At 54.2% G+C, this 19318-nt stretch carries 17 protein-coding genes; 12 read left to right on the top strand and 5 right to left on the bottom strand.

All coding sequences use genetic code 11. From position 1 onward, the window contains the following. Positions 1–49: 49 nt before the first annotated feature. Entirely contained in the window at positions 50–2251 is a 2202-nt protein-coding gene (locus ACUVOF_RS21445; protein ID WP_447046255.1) for a TRAP transporter permease, read from the top strand. Between the two features lie 95 nt (positions 2252–2346). On the opposite strand, the gene metF is transcribed toward ACUVOF_RS21445, so the two are convergent. Continuing rightward, positions 2347–3189 carry a methylenetetrahydrofolate reductase [NAD(P)H] gene (gene metF / locus ACUVOF_RS21450; RefSeq protein ID WP_447046256.1) on the bottom strand — a complete coding sequence of 281 codons (843 nt, stop codon included), beginning with the start codon at positions 3187–3189 and terminating at the stop codon, positions 2347–2349. 142 nt (positions 3190–3331) lie between these two features. Here metF and ACUVOF_RS21455 point away from each other — a divergent pair, with 142 nt between their 5' ends. After that, positions 3332–4267 carry an AEC family transporter gene (locus tag ACUVOF_RS21455; RefSeq protein ID WP_447046257.1) on the top strand — a complete coding sequence of 312 codons (936 nt, stop codon included), beginning with the start codon at positions 3332–3334 and terminating at the stop codon, positions 4265–4267. 17 nt (positions 4268–4284) lie between these two features. On the opposite strand, the gene ligB is transcribed toward ACUVOF_RS21455, so the two are convergent. Further along, positions 4285–5961, bottom strand: a complete 1677-nt coding sequence (gene ligB, locus ACUVOF_RS21460) for an NAD-dependent DNA ligase LigB (protein ID WP_447046258.1) — start codon at positions 5959–5961, stop codon at positions 4285–4287. 138 nt (positions 5962–6099) lie between these two features. Next, positions 6100–7320 carry a methionine adenosyltransferase gene (gene metK, locus ACUVOF_RS21465; protein WP_447046259.1) on the bottom strand — a complete coding sequence of 407 codons (1221 nt, stop codon included), beginning with the start codon at positions 7318–7320 and terminating at the stop codon, positions 6100–6102. A 255-nt stretch (positions 7321–7575) separates the two neighbouring features. On the opposite strand from metK, the gene tkt reads away from it, so the two are divergent. The 7 genes from tkt (at position 7576) to ACUVOF_RS21500 (ending at position 14740) form a co-directional block, all read left to right on the top strand. Next, complete coding sequence (tkt, locus tag ACUVOF_RS21470) at positions 7576–9567, top strand: transketolase (RefSeq protein ID WP_447046260.1); 1992 nt, start codon at positions 7576–7578, stop codon at positions 9565–9567. A gap of 3 nt (positions 9568–9570) precedes the next feature. Continuing rightward, positions 9571–9924 (top strand): CidA/LrgA family protein, encoded by a 354-nt coding sequence (locus tag ACUVOF_RS21475; RefSeq protein ID WP_113271233.1) that lies wholly within the window; start codon positions 9571–9573, stop codon positions 9922–9924. After that, positions 9914–10639 (top strand): LrgB family protein, encoded by a 726-nt coding sequence (locus ACUVOF_RS21480; protein WP_447046261.1) that lies wholly within the window; start codon positions 9914–9916, stop codon positions 10637–10639. Before ACUVOF_RS21475 ends, ACUVOF_RS21480 begins: the two co-directional genes overlap by 11 nt. A 104-nt stretch (positions 10640–10743) precedes the next feature. Beyond that, positions 10744–11781 carry a type I glyceraldehyde-3-phosphate dehydrogenase gene (locus ACUVOF_RS21485; protein WP_447046262.1) on the top strand — a complete coding sequence of 346 codons (1038 nt, stop codon included), beginning with the start codon at positions 10744–10746 and terminating at the stop codon, positions 11779–11781. A gap of 61 nt (positions 11782–11842) precedes the next feature. Next, on the top strand, positions 11843–13024 hold the full coding sequence (locus ACUVOF_RS21490; protein ID WP_447046263.1) for a phosphoglycerate kinase: 1182 nt from the start codon (positions 11843–11845) through the stop codon (positions 13022–13024). A gap of 112 nt (positions 13025–13136) precedes the next feature. Then, positions 13137–14201, top strand: coding sequence for a class II fructose-bisphosphate aldolase (gene fba, locus ACUVOF_RS21495; RefSeq protein ID WP_447046264.1), 1065 nt, complete (start codon positions 13137–13139; stop codon positions 14199–14201). A 188-nt stretch (positions 14202–14389) separates the two neighbouring features. Beyond that, positions 14390–14740: a hypothetical protein gene (locus ACUVOF_RS21500; RefSeq protein ID WP_241524672.1), complete on the top strand. Its 351-nt coding sequence runs from the start codon at positions 14390–14392 to the stop codon at positions 14738–14740. Between the two features lie 17 nt (positions 14741–14757). Here ACUVOF_RS21500 and ACUVOF_RS21505 read toward each other — a convergent pair whose 3' ends face one another. Beyond that, a complete protein-coding gene (locus ACUVOF_RS21505) occupies positions 14758–15189 on the bottom strand; it encodes a hypothetical protein (RefSeq protein ID WP_447046265.1) in 432 nt (143 codons plus the stop codon). A 318-nt stretch (positions 15190–15507) separates the two neighbouring features. Between ACUVOF_RS21505 and ACUVOF_RS21510 the strand changes: the two genes are divergently transcribed. The 3 genes from ACUVOF_RS21510 (at position 15508) to ACUVOF_RS21520 (ending at position 17563) form a co-directional block, all read left to right on the top strand. Next, positions 15508–16206 carry an HAD family hydrolase gene (locus ACUVOF_RS21510; RefSeq protein WP_113271227.1) on the top strand — a complete coding sequence of 233 codons (699 nt, stop codon included), beginning with the start codon at positions 15508–15510 and terminating at the stop codon, positions 16204–16206. A 2-nt stretch (positions 16207–16208) separates the two neighbouring features. After that, positions 16209–16583 (top strand): translation initiation factor Sui1, encoded by a 375-nt coding sequence (locus ACUVOF_RS21515; protein WP_447046266.1) that lies wholly within the window; start codon positions 16209–16211, stop codon positions 16581–16583. 71 nt (positions 16584–16654) lie between these two features. Continuing rightward, positions 16655–17563, top strand: a complete 909-nt coding sequence (locus ACUVOF_RS21520; RefSeq protein WP_447046267.1) for a nuclease-related domain-containing protein — start codon at positions 16655–16657, stop codon at positions 17561–17563. Between the two features lie 10 nt (positions 17564–17573). Here the strand turns inward: ACUVOF_RS21520 and ACUVOF_RS21525 are convergent, their stop codons facing one another. Continuing rightward, positions 17574–18905, bottom strand: a complete 1332-nt coding sequence (locus ACUVOF_RS21525; protein ID WP_447046268.1) for a deoxyguanosinetriphosphate triphosphohydrolase — start codon at positions 18903–18905, stop codon at positions 17574–17576. Positions 18906–19318 lie beyond the last annotated feature (413 nt).

The raw sequence follows: 19318 nt of genomic DNA on the forward strand, positions 1-19318 counted from the left end.
CGCTGCTACTCCCCCCTTTGTCTGCTTTTTGCTGTGAGGGTGAACTCTAATGAGTCACAAAACCGACCAAGAACCCAATGGTCTCAAGGATGATGCCCACGCGACCTCAGCGATACCCGAGTCTATTGCCGATGGTGTCGATGACGACGTTGTTGAATCAAATCGCCGACTATTTACTGGTTGGCAGTTCCTACTATTTGCGGCATTAGCCATTGTTTACTCTAGCTTTCACCTGATTTCGTTGAACGTGTATCCGATGGAAACCTGGTCGTTTCGTATCGTGCATATTGCCGGGGCGTTGGTGCTCGGTTATGGGCTATTTTCCGGCGCCCGTTTTGCTGATGATGATCACCAAGCCTCGGGAGCTTGGATTAAATGGGCTAGCTACGCGCTACTGATTCCCGCTGCCTATACCCTGGCGCAGGTGTTTGTGATGTACCAGACGCTCAGCGGCGGCGCGATGCGCATCGACCCAAATATCGAGAACTGGCATTACGGCTATCCATTAATGGCGACTACAGCAGGTGCGATCGTACTTTCTTGGTTTTATCGTCAGGCGCGGCATCGCTTCAACCCTGCCGATTTAGTGCTCATGGTATGTGCGCTGGCCAGTGCCGGTTATTTGCTGGTGGCCTATAACACCAATATTCGTATGTCGACGGGCACATCTTTCGCTCCGTCAGGTATTTCATGGGCGGCTATTGCAGGCTCTCTGCTGATTTTGGAACTGACCCGCCGCGTGGCAGGACTAGCCCTGGTGGTAATCTCCGCGGTCTTCCTCACCTACGTATTTGCTGGCCCTTACTTGCCAGGCTTCTTAGGCTACCCAGGTCTGTCACTGCAACGCTTCTTCAGTCAGGTGTATACCGATGCAGGTATCCTCGGGCCAACGACGGCCGTGTCATCGACCTATATTATTCTGTTCATTATTTTTGCGGCTTTCCTGCAGGCATCAAAAGTAGGCGATTACTTCGTTAACTTTGCCTTTGCTGCAGCAGGCCGTGCCCGTGGTGGCCCCGCCAAGGTGGCTATTTTTGCTTCTGGCTTAATGGGTATGATCAACGGCACATCGGCGGGCAACGTCGTTTCCACTGGCTCATTGACCATTCCCTTGATGAAAAAGGTGGGTTACCCCGCGCGTAGCGCAGGTGCCATCGAAGCCGCCGCCTCAACCGGCGGGCAGATCATGCCACCGATCATGGGCGCAGGTGCGTTCATCATGGCCGAAGTGACCGGTATCCCTTATACCGAAATCGCCATTGCAGCGGTTATCCCGGCGATTCTCTACTTTGCCTCTATCTACTTTATGGTCGACTTTGAAGCCGCCCGTAAAGGCATGCGCGGCATGCGCAAAGATGAAATTCCGCTTTTTTCAAGGCTGGTAAAACAAGTCTACTTGTTCGCGCCGATTATTATTCTGATTGTCGCGCTGTTTATGGGCTACTCAGTCATTCGCGCCGGCACCCTGGCAACGGCCTCAGCCGCCGTGGTTAGCTGGATTTCACCGAATAAAATGGGCCTTCGCGCGATTCTCAAAGCCCTGCAAATCGCAGGCACCATGTCGATTCAGATTATCGCCGTGTGCGCATGCGCGGGTTTGATCGTCGGGGTTATCTCGCTGACAGGCGTTGGCGCACGCTTCTCGTCACTGCTACTGGGCCTCGCCGGTGTCAGCCAATTACTGGCCCTTGTGTTTGCCATGCTGATTAGCATTTTGCTGGGGATGGGGATGCCCACCACCGCTGCCTATGCGGTAGCCGCGTCGGTGGTTGCTCCTGGCTTGATCAATATCGGTATTGAGCCCCTGATCGCCCACTTCTTTGTGTTCTACTTTGCGGTCGTGTCGGCGATTACCCCGCCGGTTGCCTTGGCCTCTTATGCAGCCGCCGGCATTTCTGGCGATAATCCCATGGGCACATCGGTGGCTTCGTTCAAGATTGGCCTGGCCGCGTTCATCGTGCCGTTCATGTTCTTCTACAGCCCGGCCATGCTAATGGAAGGCTCACCGATGCAGATCCTACGCGTTGGGTTAACTGCGACGCTGGGCATTGTGCTGCTCTCAGGTATGGTGCAGAAATGGTTCTTTGGCCCCGTTAACCTAGTGCAGCGTGTCGTTATGCTGGTAGGCGCGCTGTTTTTAATCTACGGCGGCATCTATACCGACATTGCAGGCCTTGCGATTGGTATCGTGCTATTCATGATGCAGCGTAAGGCTCACGGTGGAGGAAGCAAAGCAGCACAAGCTGGCTGAGTGCCTTTAACCACTCATCAGCAAGCCTAAAAAACCCCGCTCAACGATTGTTGAGCGGGGTTTTTCATACGTGCAAAGCTGGTCACACAACGAGATTAATCCGTCAGGTTGTCGACGATTTTGAGCACCGGCGTCGCCTGGTTAAGCGTATAGAAGTGCAGCCCCGGCGCGCCTCCCTCCAACAACCGTTGGCAAAGACGGCTCACCACATCAGTCCCGAAAGCGGCAATCGCTTCGCTGTCGTCGCCATAGGACTCTAACTGCTTGCGAATCCAACGCGGGATCTCAGCGCCGCAAGCGTCAGAGAATCGCGCCAGCTTGGTGTAGTTGGTAATCGGCATAATGCCGGGAATAATTGGCTGCTTGACGCCCAGCGCTCGGGCTTTATCAACGAAGTTGAAGTAGGCATCAGCGGTGAAGAAGTATTGGGTAATGGCCATATTGGCCCCCGCCTTCATTTTGCGTACGAAATTTTCCACATCCTTATCCAGGTTGGCGGCCTGTGGATGCGATTCAGGGTAAGCAGCGACAGCAATATCGAAATGGTCGCCGGTTTCCGCACGAATAAATTCAACCAGTTCGTTGGCATAACGCAACTCGCCAATGCTTCCCATACCTGAAGGCATATCACCTCGCAGCGCGACTAGACTATCCACGCCCTCCTCGCGGTACTGAGCCAGCAGGTCGCGTAATTGCGCTTTCTCGCTACCAATGCAGGAGAGGTGCGGCGCGGTGGTAATGCCACTCTCACTCACCGCTCGCACCACTTCACGGGTACGCGCCTGGGTGGACCCACCGGCGCCATAGGTGACTGAGAAAAAACGCGGCTTGCGGGCGGCCAGTTCATCACGAACATGTATTAGCTTTTCGCGCCCAGCATCGGTATTGGGCGGGAAGAATTCAAAGCTGATACCTAGCGGATGCTCGTGGCTGCTCATGGGAGTTCCTTTTTAGCTCAATAGAAATGATATTTTGGGGTATTCTCGCTGTTCCATTGCGCTGGGGCTAATGAAAGATTCCACGCTCGGCCTTTAATTCGGCTCATGTTCGCCAGTCACAACACATTTCATGGGAGGGTAGATGGATCTTGCACCTGGGGCACTGGTTGGGCCGCTACTGATGTTACTAAGCTATGTGGCGTTAGGCTGGCTTGCCGCCCAACGGCTTAAACTAGACCCTCGCCCGATCGCTACGCTATTGGTTTACCTGATTGCCCCCTTCACCATTTTTCGTGCATTGATGAACGGTGGTCCTACACCTGACTACTTGCTGCTGACATTAGCGCTGTTCATTTTAACAAGCCTGATGGCTCTGGTGGTACAGCGCATCACTCACCACCGCTTTGGTGAGCAGGAAGCAGCCCTGCTGGCGTTCTCCTCAGGGACGGGCAACACCGGCTATTTTGGCTTACCGATTGCATTGATTCTGCTACCGGCTGAGGGCGTGACGCTTTACCTGTTCTGCATGCTGGGGATCAATATTTACGAATTCACCGTGGGCTTCTATCTCAGTGCGCGCGGGCGCTTCTCGGTCCGCGAAAGTTTGATCAAGATTTCACGCCTACCGCTTATTTACGCGTTCTTATTAGCGTTACTACTGAGCGTCTTTGAGATAACGCTGCCCGCAGGAGTAATGAGTTCGCTGGCAGTATTCCCCGCCACCTACACGCTGCTGGGCATGATGATTATTGGCATGACGCTCAGTCAGGTGACGCTTTCCGCCTGGGATTCGCGCTTTGTAGCCACTTGCGTGGGCCTGCGCTACCTAATGTGGCCGCTGGTCATGCTACTGGCCGTTTTGATCTTGCAGTGGGTGGCGCCTCTTTCCACGGAGCTGGCCATGGCACTGCTGCTGATAGGCGTAGTGCCTATGGCCGCTAATGTTGTGGTGGTCGCCATGGAACTGGGCATTCAGCCGCAAAAAGGTGCGTTAGCGGTGCTGGTCACGACTTTACTTGCACCGCTGCTGATTCCCCTCTACCTGGGCTTGATGCTGCGCCTTACCGGGCTTGGTTAGTAATTAAAAATTAGCGATTAAAAGCCGGCAACACCCGCTTCGTTAAGCTGCCGAGCCATGCGCTGTATCTCGGGATGGCTAAAAAACGCCACCAGCGCATCAGCGCGCACCGGGCCGACGCCTGGAACGGCTTGCCACTCTTCGCGCTGGTAGCTCGCTAAATCATCCCAATCAGCGCGTACCGCGTCGCTACCTGGCGGCGCACCGAGCGCACTCAGCCATGCCGCAAAAGGCTTACCCTGAGCGATTTGAAACTGGTCAGTGAGCGCGGCGGCAGTGACCTGGCCAATACCATAAGCTTCCTGCAGTTGACGCGGCTCAGCGTTCAGCCAATCCAGTAACTGGGTCACTACACCCGCGCTCATTAGCGCTTGCCAGGTACCTTCGCCAATACCCTGCATACCTAGCTCTTCGCCAAGATAGGAAAGCCGCGCCAGCAGCTGTGCCTCGCAGCCTGGGGTTAATTCAAAACAGCTCAGCAGGTGGTAACGCTGCGCTGAAGGCGCGCTCAGCGGCGAACGTTCTTGAGTATGCCAAACTACCTCCGTTAGCTGAGGAATCGTTAGGCCCGCCAGAGAAACGGCCACTTGGTCGCCGGGGCGAATATCCAATGACTCCCAACGCGCCAGCGAGCCTAGCGAGACGCGGCTGATGCGACGCCCCTCTAACCTTACTGGGTTGAGCCACACCAGCGGTGTCACACGCCCGGTACGCCCAACGCGAAATTCAACACCACGCACTTCCGCCAGCGCTTGTTGAGCAGTGTATTTCCAAGCGATGGCCCACTCAGGGGGCGATGATGACCAGCGGCGAATACCAGGACGTTCAGCTTGTTTGATCACCACGCCATCGGTGGCAAACGGCAGCGGGCCGTTGAACCAGCTATCCCGCCAATAAGCGGCGTCGCGACGATCATCCAGCGGTTGGGTATAGTTGGCAGTATCAAAGCCCAGGGTGGTAAGACGTGTTAAACGCTCGCCCATAACAGTAGGGCCATCGGGCCAGCCCCAAACAAACAGGCCAATACGTTCAAGGGTGGCCTCTGTGGGAGAGGATTGCGCCATTGCTCCCGCCACTGCCCCGCGGGCGCCCGAGGCAGGGGAGCGTGCCTGCACGTGCTGATTTAGCTGCCAGTAAAGCTCGCCCTGGAGTAGCGCAGAAATAGGCTCGGGCAGCGTATTGGGTACAGCAGGTAGCGGACGCACTCGGTTCGTCCAATCTTGGCCCCGCTCGCCATCGCCACGGCTAACGGCTTCAACCAATTCACCATCAGCATAGCGCAGCGTAATCGCCACACCGTCCACTTTAGGCTGAATCCATAGATCTTCGCGCCGGCTGGTAAAGCGCCTGACTTCATCTTCATCAGCCTTGTTAAGCCCACGCTGTGCCGCCGGATGATCAAGGGTGCCGCGACTGTGTGTCACTCGTGAAAGCGGTCGATGGTTGAGCTCGGTGCCTAAACAGCGCTGCCACGTTGCTAGGCGCTCCACGGCTTGGTCATAAAGGGCATCGTCGACCAGTGCAACGCCCTCGTCATGATAGGCAATATCCCAGCGCTGGACCTGTTCGGCTAATGCTTGGCTTTCGTTGGCTAAGCGCTCTTTCGGCCAAGCAGGGCAATTGGCAGCCTGTGCGGAAAAAGTGACAAGCCAGATCAGGCTACCCAACAGCCAAGTTCGCACACTCAACAGCATTACTTACCCCTAGCGTTATCCCATAGGCCTTTAGGCTTAGCCTAGCGCAGGATTTTGAAATAAAGCATAAAAAAAGCCCCTTGGCCGGAGCCAAAGGGGCGATTTCATCTATTGCTTACAAACAGTGTAGCGAATGGCTTACAAATTGGCCGACTGACGCAGCGCATCGGCTTTATCAATTTTTTCCCACGGGAAGGCGGTAAAGGTTTCCGTATGCTGTTCGCCTTTATCATCGCTCCACGTATAGCTGTGCTCAAACGGCGCCCGACCAAAGTGGCCATAAGCAGCGGTGAGTTGGTACATCGGGTGTAGCAGATCAAGCATTTTGGTAATCGCGTAGGGCCGCAGGTCGAAATGTTCGCGTACCAGCGCAACGATCTGCCTATCGTCAATCTTACCGGTACCGAAGGTATCAATAGAGACCGAGGTGGGATCAGCAACCCCAATTGCGTAGGAGACCTGAATCTCGCATTTGTCAGCCAGGCCCGCGGCTACGATGTTCTTCGCCACATAGCGGCCCGCATAGGCGGCGCTACGGTCAACCTTAGAAGGATCTTTACCCGAGAACGCGCCACCACCGTGGCGTGCCATGCCGCCATAGGTGTCAACGATGATCTTGCGCCCGGTTAGGCCACAATCGCCTACCGGACCGCCAATGGCGAACTTACCGGTTGGGTTAATGTGGTACTGGGTGTTCTCATCCAGCCACTCTGCGGGGATTACTTGCTCAATGACCTCACGCTTGATCATTTTGCGCAGATCCTCCTGATTAATCTCAGGATCGTGCTGAGTGGAGAGAACAATGGCATCCACACCACAGGGCTGGCCTTGGGCGTTATAGCGAAAGGTTACTTGGCTTTTGGCGTCCGGACGCAGCCACGGCAACAGACCGTTCTTACGCAGTTCGGCTTGACGCTCGACTAAACGGTGCGAGTAGTGGATCGGCGCGGGCATAAACGAATCGGTTTCGTTAGTCGCGTAACCAAACATCAGGCCCTGGTCGCCAGCGCCCTGGTCTTCCGGCTTGGTGCGATCAACCCCCTGGGCAATGTCGACACTCTGCTTACCGATCAGGTTAACCACGCCGCAGGTCGCACCGTCAAAACCGACGTCAGACGAGTTATAGCCGATGCTAATAATCACATCGCGCACGAGGGTTTCTAAATCAACCCAGGCTGAGGTGGTAATTTCACCGGCAATGATCGCCACCCCGGTTTTCACCATGGTTTCACAGGCAACACGCGCCTGTTTATCACGGGCGATAATGGCATCTAACACCGCGTCAGAAATCTGATCGGCAATTTTATCGGGGTGACCTTCGGAGACGGACTCGGAGGTAAACAGGGAATATTCGCTCATCGCGCACTCGACCCTCTGTATGACGGCTGCCTGTAATCCACAGCATCAGCAGGAAATCATGGCAGGTGACCCCTGCCCATATTAGTGAAGCGGCAGTATGACGTTCTCCACCACCTCGGGAGGCAGAGTCTACACGCTGTCGGCGATGCTTCCCAGAACGTGCTTACCAGAATTTTCCACTACATTTGCCGCCACATGGGAAGTCAGCGACAATAGCGCCTTTATAATTTCCGTTTTCAGGCGAGGAGCACCCCCATGCCATCCCGTTTTGAGCTAGCCAATGCCATTCGTGCGCTTTCCATGGATGCCGTTCAGAAGGCCAAGTCCGGCCACCCTGGTGCGCCCATGGGCATGGCGGATATTGCCGAGGTGCTATGGAATGACTACCTCAAGCACAACCCCGAAGACCCTAAGTGGGCCGATCGTGACCGGTTCGTGCTTTCCAATGGCCACGGCTCCATGCTGCTTTATTCACTGCTGCACTTAAGCGGCTACGACCTTAGCCTCGAACAGCTGCAAAATTTCCGCCAGTTGCACTCGCCCACCGCTGGTCACCCAGAATTTGGCTATGCGCCGGGTATCGAGACCACCACAGGTCCACTCGGCCAGGGCTTTGCCAACGCCGTGGGCTTTGCCATTGCGGAAAAAACCTTGGCGGCCCAGTTCAACCGCCCTGGCCATACCATTGTTGACCACCACACCTGGTGTTTTTTGGGTGACGGGTGCGTGATGGAAGGAATCTCCCACGAAGCGGCGTCGTTCGCGGGTACCCATCAGCTGGGTAAATTGATCGCAATTTACGATGACAATGGCATCTCTATTGATGGTGAGGTCGAAGGTTGGTTTACCGACGATACCGCCAAGCGCTTTGAAGCTTACGGCTGGCACGTAGTACCAAACGTGGATGGCCACAAGCCGGAAGAGATAAAAGCGGCGATAGAGCTGGCCAAGAGCCACGCTGATAAACCCAGCCTGATTATCTGTAAGACTATCATTGGCTTTGGCGCCCCCAACAAGCAGGGTAAAGAGGATGCTCACGGCGCGCCATTAGGCGATGAAGAAGTGGCCCTGGCCCGCACCCAGCTTGACTGGCCCCACGCACCCTTCCATATCCCTGAGCCCATCTACTCTGCCTGGGATGCCCGTGAAGCCGGTAAGTCTGCGCAGCAGGCGTGGGAAGATCGCTTTGCCCGCTATGCGGAGGCCTTCCCCACGGAAGCACGTGAATTCACTCGTCGCATGAAGCGTCAGTTGCCTGCGAAACTGCCCACAGAAGCATTGATTGAACAGTCGCAGGAGCGCGGCGAGACCATCGCATCGCGTAAAGCCTCGTTTGAAGCACTGAATGTGATCGGCCCCCAAATGCCGGAACTGTTGGGCGGCAGCGCCGATCTGGCACCCTCAAACCTGACCTTTTGGAAAGGTGCTAAAGCGATCACGCCGGAAGATGCCAGCGGCAACTACCTGCACTACGGTGTCCGTGAGTTTGGCATGGGTGCAATCATGAACGGGATCGCCCTGCACGGCGGACTGGTGCCTTACGGCGCTACCTTCTTGCTGTTTATGGAGTACATGCGTAACTCCATTCGCATGGCGTCGTTGATGGGTCAGCAAGTGATTTACGTCTTTACCCACGACTCTATCGGCCTGGGTGAAGATGGCCCAACTCACCAGCCAGTCGAGCAGCTCACCAACCTGCGCACCACGCCTAACCTAAACACCTGGCGGCCATGTGATGCGGTAGAAACTGCCGCCTCATGGGATGCAGCTATCAAGCGCCACTCGGGACCCACCGCGCTGGTGCTGTCACGCCAAAACCTGCCTCACCAGCAGCGCACTAAAGCGCAGCTGGCAGCCATTCAGAACGGCGCCTATGTGCTTAAGGATAGCGAAGGCACGCCCGAGCTGATTCTGATTGCGACCGGTTCTGAAGTCGGTCTGGCGATGGATGCCGCCGTCGAGCTTGAACAGCAGGGTAAGGCGGTACGTGTGGTTTCCATGCCTTCGGCCTATCGCTTCAACGGTCAAGATGCTGAATACCGCGAGAGCGTACTGCCTAAGGCAGTCACCAAGCGTATCGCGATTGAAGCCGCTCACGCCGACTACTGGTACAAGTATGTGGGCCTGGAAGGCCGTGTCATTGGTATGACAACTTACGGCGAATCGGCCCCGGCGGGTGATCTGTTCAAGCACTTCGGCTTTACCGTCGAGAATGTGGTCAAGCAAGCCAACGAATTGCTCGGCTAAATCATGCCGGTACTCAGTGGCTTTCTATGGCTGATTAGCTACTGGCTGATCGGTGAAGTGGTGATCCACTTCACCGCTTTGCCGATCTCTTCAGGCGTCATTGGCATGCTGCTGCTCTGTGCGACTCTCGCCGTACGAGGCCGAGTTCCTACCAGCATTGCAGCTGCCGCCCAGCCGCTAATTGCCTTGCTCGCCATGCTGATTATGCCCGGCGTTGTCGGTGTATTTTTTATCATTGGCGAGCTAGCGGGACAGTGGACCGCTATCCTTATTGCGCTAGTGCTAGGCACATTACTCAGTGTGTTTACTACGCTGTGGTTACTCAAGCGACTAATCGGGCAACCCTATGTCCGCTGAGACATCGCTGCTCACCCTATTAACCACTACTCCGTTGTTTGCGGTGGGGTTAACGCTCACCGCTTATTTACTTGGTAGCGGTCTGTTCCAGCGTTTAAAGCGCCCCTCTTGGCTTCCCGCTATTTTGATCGCGGCGCTACTGCTGGCGGGGGCGTTAGCGCTGATAGGACTGCCTTACGCCACCTATCAGCAGGGTGCTACGTGGCTGACTGTGCTTTTGGGACCCGCCACGGTGGCGCTGGGCATGCCGCTTTATCAGCAGTTGCCACGTATCGTTGAGTTATGGCGGCCTTTGGCGATTTGTTTGCCCGTTGCTGCAACCCTGGCGGCTTTCTATTCGCTGGCAATCGCTTGGTTGTTGGGTAGCTCGGATACGATACTCGCTTCAATTGCCGCTAAATCGGTGACTGCGCCGATTGCGATCGGTATTACTGAACAGCTTGGCGGCACGGTAGCACTGCTACTAGGAGCACTGCTGGTCACCGGTGTGATCACGATTCCTTGTGTTAGCCTCGCCGCGCGTTGGTTGGATATCGATGATGACCGCTTAATCGGTTTTGCCCTGGGGCTTAACGGCCATGCGATTGGTACCGTCAGGGCATTTGAGCTCAGCCCCACCGCCGGGGCATTCGCGTCCCTGGGAATGAGCCTCACGGGTATATTCACTGCGGTGCTGCTGCCGCTTGCCTGGCGGCTAGTCGGCATGGGCAGTTGATTGGGACGGGCCAATGATAAGAATCGCTGGCTGAAATGCGTTATCATTACTGGTTTTCAACGTCATTTTAATCATTGAACCACTTTTAAGAGTCGCCCTTCTGCATGGCTAATTCTGCTTCCAGATATCGCATTGCCATTAACGGTTACGGTCGTATTGGCCAGTGCGTTTTGCGGGCGCTCGTTGAGCGGCATCATCCTGAGATTGAAATAGTTGCCATTAATGAGTTCTCTGACCTTGCTACCATTACCTACCTGACCCGTTACGACACGACTCATGGTCGCTTCCCTGGAGACGTCGATAGCGACGGTCAGTCCCTTATCGTCAATGGTCAGCGCATTCAGGTGCTCTGCGAACAAGACCCACGGAAGCTACCCTGGAAAGCGCTTGAAGTGGACCTGGTGCTTGAGTGTTCGGGAAGTTTCAAAGATCGTGCCACCGCCGAGCAACATCTAGCAGCAGGCGCTAAACGGCTGCTGTTTTCTCAGCCAGCGGAAAATGATGTCGACGCCACTATCGTATGGGGCATTAATGAAGATAAGCTGAACCTTTCCCAGCGCATTCTTTCTGCCGCTTCGTGCACGACTAACTGCCTTGTGCCGCTTTTGACGGTTCTGGATGAAACACTCGGCCTTGAGCACGGTGTCACCACCACGATTCACTCGGCCATGAACGATCAGCCAGTGATCGATGCTTATCACCAAACTGACTTACGTCTCACCCGTTCTGCGATGCACTCAATTGTGCCGGTGGATACCGGTCTGGCACTTGGCATTAGCCGCTTAATGCCGCATCTAGCGGGGCGCTTTGAGTGCCTGCACGTGCGCGTTCCTACTATCAATGTTTCTGTTATGGATCTAGCCCTCACCGTCAGCCGTGACACCCATCGCGATGACGTGAATGCGATATTGCTGGCCGCCAGCCAGCAGCGCTTAAAAGGTGTGCTTGGCTATACTGAAGCGCCTATGGCGTCAGTCGATTTCAATCATGACCCGCGCTCAGGCATTCTGGACGCCACTCAAACCCGAGTAGCCGGTCAACGTCTTATCAAGTTGCTGTGTTGGTTCGATAACGAATGGGGGTTCGCTAATCGTATGCTCGATATCAGTCAACGATTGGCTAGGCTTTCGACAGACACATAACCTGTTTGCATGACTTGCTCATAGTTAGTTCAACGGCATAAAACACGAGGAAACCGCTCACATGAACGTGAAAAAGATGACCGATCTTCCCTTGGAAGGGCAACGCGTGCTGATCCGTGAAGACCTGAATGTGCCCATCAAACATGGCCGCGTCTCCAGCGACGCTCGTCTGCGAGCCGCACTGCCGACGATTCAAGCGGCTGCGCAGGCTGGGGCTAAAGTGATGTTAATGAGCCATTTAGGGCGCCCCACCGAAGGTCAACCCGCCGAGGAGTTTTCCCTCGCGCCGGTAGCGGAGCACTTAGGTGAACTGTTAGGCCGCCCAGTGCCGCTGATCAAAACCTACCTCGGTGAAAAGGTCGGCGAAACGCTTGATCTCGCTAACGGCGACATCGTACTGCTTGAAAACGTGCGCTTTAATAGCGGCGAGAAAAAAGACGATGAACAGTTGGCGAAACAATACGCCGCACTCTGCGATCTCTTTGTGATGGACGCTTTTGGCACCGCCCACCGCGCACAAGCCTCTACCCATGGCGTCGCACGTTTTGCACCGAGTGCCTGCGCAGGGCCATTGCTTGCCCAAGAGCTCGATGCGTTAGAAAAGGCGTTGGCGCATCCCGCACGCCCAATGGCGGCCATCGTTGGTGGCTCAAAAGTATCGACTAAGCTCGATGTACTTACCGCATTGGCTGAAAAATGCGACCAGCTGATTGTCGGCGGGGGGATTGCCAACACCTTTATTGCCGCGGCGGGGTACAATGTCGGCAAATCACTCCACGAAGCCGATTTGGTTGGCCAAGCGAAAGCGCTGATGGAAAAGGTTTCGATTCCGCTCCCGACCGATGTTGTTGTTGCCACCGAGTTCTCTGAGTCGGCACAGGCTGTCGTCAAACCGGTCGATCAAGTGGCCGATAATGAAATGATTCTGGATATTGGCCCAGACACCGCGGCTCACTTGGCGGGTATGTTGAAAGACGCAGGCACTATTCTATGGAATGGCCCTGTCGGCGTATTTGAAATCGATCAGTTTGGTAAAGGCACTCAGGTCATCGCTCAGGCCATTGCGGATAGCGCAGCTTTCTCGATTGCGGGAGGTGGCGATACGTTAGCGGCTATTGATAAATATGCGATTGCAGATCACGTGTCGTACATTTCCACTGGCGGCGGTGCCTTCCTTGAGTATGTGGAAGGCAAGCAGTTGCCTGCCGTTGCGGCTCTCGAAGCCGCTGCCAAACACGGTTAACATTAAACGACTCAAACCTGCACGCTCGCAGCCGGAAGTAGTGGTTTTAACAGCTCCGTTTAAAACGTATTTTTAATAACGTGTTTTTAAAAACTCAGGATAAGGTGATTTCATGGCTCTGATCAGCATGCGCCAGATGCTCGACCACGCCGCCGAATATGGCTACGGCATTCCGGCGTTCAACGTCAACAACCTTGAGCAAATGCGCGCCATTATGGAAGCCGCCGATGCCACCGACTCACCGGTCATCGTGCAGGCCTCTGCCGGTGCGCGCAAGTATGCTGGCGCCCCTTTTCTTCGCCATTTGATTTTGGCAGCCGTTGAAGAGTTTCCGCATATCCCTGTTGTCATGCATCAGGATCACGGCACCAGCCCTGCGGTTTGCCAGCGTTCAATTCAGCTCGGCTTCTCGTCTGTGATGATGGACGGCTCATTGGGAGAAGACGGCAAAACACCGACTGACTACGACTATAACGTCAATGTTACCCGTCGCACGGTGGAAATGGCTCACGCCTGTGGCGTTTCCGTTGAAGGCGAGTTGGGCTGCCTGGGCAGTCTCGAAACGGGCATGGCCGGAGAAGAAGACGGCATCGGCGCTGAAGGCAAGCTGGATATGGAACAGTTGCTGACAGACCCCGAAGAAGCCGCCGATTTTGTGAAAAAGACTCACGTGGACGCGTTGGCGATTGCGATTGGCACCAGTCACGGCGCTTATAAATTTACCAAGCCGCCGACGGGTGACACGCTCTCTATTCAGCGTATTAAAGAGATTCATGCACGCATTCCGGATACCCACCTCGTCATGCACGGCTCCTCCTCTGTTCCTCAGGAGTGGCTGGAAGTGATTAACCAGTACGGCGGCGAGATTCCGGAAACTTACGGTGTGCCCGTCGAAGAGATCGTTGAGGGTATTAAGCACGGTGTGCGCAAGGTTAATATCGATACTGACCTGCGCCTGGCGTCCACCGGTGCGGTGCGGCGTTTTTTGGCCCAGAATCCCGCTGAATTCGACCCGCGCAAGTTCTTGAAGGAAACCGTTACAGCGATGCGCGACCTGTGTATCGCTCGCTACGAAGCTTTCGGTACAGCCGGCAACGCCAGCAAGATTAAGCCGATCAACCTGGAAGAGATGTTCCTACGCTATGAGCGCGGCGAGCTGGCTCCCAAAGTAAAATAAACGCATAGATGACCGAGCTTCAAAAAAGACGGCCTGCTTGGTCGTCTTTTTTTGTAACTTTTTTTTGCAGCTCTTTTTTGATAACACAAGTTATGCCTAACGAAATAGATATTGCATTGCAGCATTGATGCACCAACACTGAGAAGCAGCCATGAGCTTTCATGTTCCAACAGAGAGGCAACCTTTTTATGAACCGCACATCTACACTAACTTTTATGCCCACGACGCCAGTGGCAATGTTTGATGTATGGAAAGTCGGGGTTATGGCGTTTGAGCTATGGTCCACCTCTTTATCAACCATCACTATGCGCAATCATTTATGGCAAACACAGCCATTCTTCAGCCCTAAAATGATGCAAGAGAATCAGCGCATGGTCACGGAAAAACTCGAGGCCAGCATGGAAGCTGGCCTCGTCATGCAAAAAGCGCTATTCAACTCAATGAATGGGCAGTTAGCCCCTTGGTGGGTAACCAGCAAGCACACAATGAAACCTTATCATCAACGCAGCAGTGCTAATTCGCGGCGGCTTGCCAAGTAGTACACCGGGCACTGAGGTTACTCGTTATCCTCAGTGTCATCCTTGTTCTCTTTGCTATTCTCTTCCTCGCTATCGTGAATAGCATCTTCTGGGCTACCGGTACCACCCGTGCCAGCTTCGGGATTTCTCTCTTCACTGTCGCCAGGCTCTAGCGCTACGTCATCTTCACCTGCACGAGTTGCTTCTTCTTCGCCCTTTTCTTCCTCTTCTTCTTCTTCGCTGACGCGCGACTGCTCATCAGCACCTTCGGAATCGCTAGAAGAAGCGCCTTCATCTTCGTCACGCTGCACTGATCCCGCTTTAATACCGTACTCTTCTTCAAGCGCCTCATCATCCAGAGGCTTTTGCTGTTCACTCTCAGATTCATGATTATCAGCAAACACATAGCTCGTGGTCGTTAATAAAGCAGCGCTAAGTGCAAAAGGTAGCAACCAAGGGGTTAATCGCATTAGGTGTTCTCCATGTTGTGGTTATAACAGAATAGTGTATCCCTACTCTCTCTTCAGTGCAGACTTCTGTAGATATGCATATCGCCATTACAGCTTAGCTGTTCCCAACGCTCACAATGAAGCGTTTACTAAGCCAAGTTATAGGTTGCGGCAGGCAACAAATTGAGCGTAGCCGTTTAAGCTGGTGTAAGCGTATCGTGTAGGCAAGCAAAAAATAACAAAACAGTGTTCACAAATAGCGTAAAATCCCGTTCAATAGCAGTATGGATGGCTTAAACCAATACTGGCAGCGCTTAAGCCGCTGCAAGGAACCGCGCAATGCCGCTCCCACTTTTGCTGTTTGACTGTGATGGCACCCTCGTCGATAGTGAGCCGCTACTGGCCGAAGAGATGGCTATCGGACTTAATTCAGTAGGCCTGCCTTTTGCGACTACTGATTATCTTGGCGAGTTTCGTGGAGCGCGCTTTCGGCGCATCGTTGCTGAGCTACAACAGCGCTACGGCACTGTTGACCCTGACAAACTTGATCGCATGGAAACCTCAATGCGGGCAAATCTGGCCACTAGGCTTGCTCAGGAGTTGACGACTATACCAGGTGCTCGTGAAACGTTGGATATCCTAGCGTCTTATCCCAGTGCGGTGGTTTCTAACGGACCCGAAAGCAAAATCCACACGGCATTAGAGGCCACGGGGCTTAGTCAATACTTCGGAAAACGCTTTTTCAGTGGCTATACCGCTAATTGCTGGAAACCTGAACCCTGTTTACATCTCCATGCAGCGAGTATTATGGGCTATGCAGCGCGTGACTGTATTGCCATAGACGATGCTTTGGTAGGCGTCCGTGCGGCGCTTCAAGCGGGTATGACGGTGATTCATTTAAACCGTTTCCCCGATGCCGAAACAACGCCTGAAAATGCCATTATGATCAGTAATATGTATCAATTACCTGCCGTAGTGGAGCGACTCACGCGTGAATATTGGCAAACACCTGTGCCTCAACACTCGATAGGAGGATGATAATGGCCTCTTTGCGTGATCAGTTAGGTGGACTGGTTTACTCCACCGAACATGGCAAAACCTGCCCCATCTGCCGGGAAGCTCTTGAAGCCTGTCAGTGTGACGAGATGAGCGAGCAGCAGCGCTTGGCTGCTCTTGATGGTGTGGTACGTATTCGGCGAGAAACAAGCGGTAGGAAAGGCAAAGGTGTGACCACCGTAAGCGGTATCCCTTTACCCAGCGATGAGCTTAAAACGTTAGCTAAAACGCTTAAAAAGCGTTGCGGAACGGGTGGGTCAGTTAAAGAGGGTATCATCGAAATACAAGGCGACCATCGCGACACCCTGCGCCAAGAGCTGCTTGCCCTTGGCTACCAGGTTAAATTCGCTGGCGGTTGAAGCCTCTACACCACTATAACTTATTATCGGGACTTACCATCAGGTGAGTCGCTATAGAGCAAGGCACTGCAATGGCTTGGCTGGAATACTTGCTACCCCTGATTTTTTTATTCCCCATGGCGGCAATGGCTAGTATTGTCCTTGCGCTGCGTAGCCTACATGATGCTCGCGTTCACTCCCCCTTTAACGCGCCTCTGCACGAACCAGGCCAAGCACTGCGGCACCGCCTTGACCAAGCGTTTTCCAGCCTATTTTTAAACGGCGCATTAGGGCCTATCATCAGCTTGGCGCCGTTGGTGTATGGTATGGGCCGAATGCTGTTTGTTGACCGGCAGGATTGGGTGGAATGGGCCCTGTATGGGCTGCTCAGCACGCTACTGGTACTCACGTTTTCATTGCTATTGGTGCGCGATTATCAGCGTATTCGGCGGCTAAAATTGGGTTTAGCTTGCGAGCTTGCCGTTGGCCAAGAGTTGGAGCGATTAGTCCGCCCCGATGCGCACCCCTACTACGTGTTCCATGATGTTCCCACCGACAGCTTCACCATCGATCACGTGGTAGTAACCCCCCATGGGGTGTTTGTGGTCGAGACACGGGCAAGAACTCTCGCGATTGGCACCGATGGCAACGAGCTCAACACAGTGGCGGTGGAGCGCGAGCGATTGCGTTTTCCACACTGGCAAGAGCGCCGACCACTGCATAAAACACGCCAAGGGGTTAGCTGGCTTACCCATTGGTTAGAGCGGCGTTGTGGCGTGCCTGTGCCGGTGCGTGGCGTACTGGTATTACCTGGCTGGAAGATAGATAACAGCGAGGCTGCCCCAGATATCCTAGTGGTAAGCGGAGATACCTTAGCTCAACAGATAACGGAGCTAACGCCCGGTCCGCTCAATGACGCGATCCATGACAAGGTTATTAATGTTCTACTGGAGCGCGCCAAACTAATGGAATTAAAGCACTTACGCCAACCGTCAGTATAAGTACTCTGGCCTAATCACCGCGTAGACGCCCACCCATCTCTTGCGCTAGGTCCACTGCATAGTGATCCGTCATCCCGCCGATAAAGTCCAGCATTCGACGGTAACTATCGTAGAGGGGCCAAGAAGGCAGCGGGGTATTTTCGCCAATTAGAGCCAGCACACGTTGATGTTTAAACGATGAGTGCCCCGTATGGTGAAGCTCATGAGCAGCGCCTATAAAGGCTTCCAAAAGAATACCCAGCGTCGTATAGGCGCCAATCTCTAATTTTGCCTTACGCTCGTTTTGAAAAATACGCTCTCGAGCCAGTTGCTTAGCCGCTTGCACGCCCCAGCCCAAATCGGGATGGCACAGCTCTAATAGGTCGTCACTAAGCGTACCGCTTAGCAGAGACTGTTCGTGCTGTACAAATACTGCGCCGACCTCATTGACGGCACGCTCCATGGCAGCGCCTCGCAACAGCGCAATGCGGCGACGCTGGGACACGTTACGCGCTTGCATATCGGCATATTCAGGCGGGAACTCCCCGGCAATCTGGCGCAGTATCTCGACAACCTCTTCATAGCGCAGAATGCCCATCTCCAAACCATCTTCCAGATCCAGAAGCGCATAACAAATATCATCGGCCGCCTCGACTAGCCAAGCCAGCGGGTGGCGGCACCAACGCTGCTCTCCATTGGGCAACAAACCTACCGCTTCAGCAACCTCTTTGAGCAGGGCCTGCTCTGATTGATACGCGCCGAATTTACCCGCTCGACCGCTATAACCCACCGTCCAAGGGTATTTAAGCAGCGCACCCAGCGTGGCTGCAGAAAGCCGCATCCCGCCATTAAACTGGTTATATTCAATCTGGGTAATCACCCGAAAACCCTGGGCGTTGCCTTCGTAGGTCAGCAGGTCCTCGCGCTCAGCGTCTGAAAGACCTTCTAACAGACCACTGCTTTGAGCACGCTGAAACCAGTCGCGAATGGCATACTCGCCGGCGTGACCAAAAGGGGGATTACCAATGTCATGCCCCAGGCACGCCGTTTGTACAATGACGCCAAGATCAGCGGGCGTAATCCATTCAGGCAAGCGGTCGCGTAGCAACTCCCCCACAATCATGCCCAAAGAACGGCCCACACAGCCGACTTCTAACGAGTGGGTCAAGCGCGTATGGATATGATCATTTTCTGTTAATGGATGTACCTGAGTCTTGCGCCCAAGACGCCTGAACGAACCTGAGAAAACAATTCGATCATGGTCTTTGTGAAACGGACTACGCCCTATTTCACGGGTACTTGTTGAGCGTTGATCGTGAAGGCGACGTGGGGAAAGTAGCTGCTCCCAGCGCATCTGAGTCATGGGCATTCCTCCTTGAGGAGTGCATTCTGACATAAAACGCCAGAAAACCGCACGTTATGATGAGTGGTGAGTGGTGAGTGGTGAGTGGTGAGTGGTGAATGGTGAATGGTGAATGGTGAATGGTGAATGGTGAATGGTGAATGGTGAATGGTGAATGGTGAATGGTGAATGGTGAATGGTGAATGGTGAATGGTGAATGGTGAATGGTGAATGGTGAATGGTGAATGGTGAATGGTGAATGGTGAATGGTCAGTGTGAGTTTTCTTACTCACGATTCACGACTTATCCTTCACGCAAAAAAAATCCCCCAAGGCATCAGCCCTGGGGGGATTTTTCATTATAAGTGCCTGACGATGACCTACTCTCGCATGGGGAGACCCCACACTACCATCGGCGCTAAGCGGTTTCACTGC

Source organism: Vreelandella sp. H-I2 (assembly GCF_052959335.1).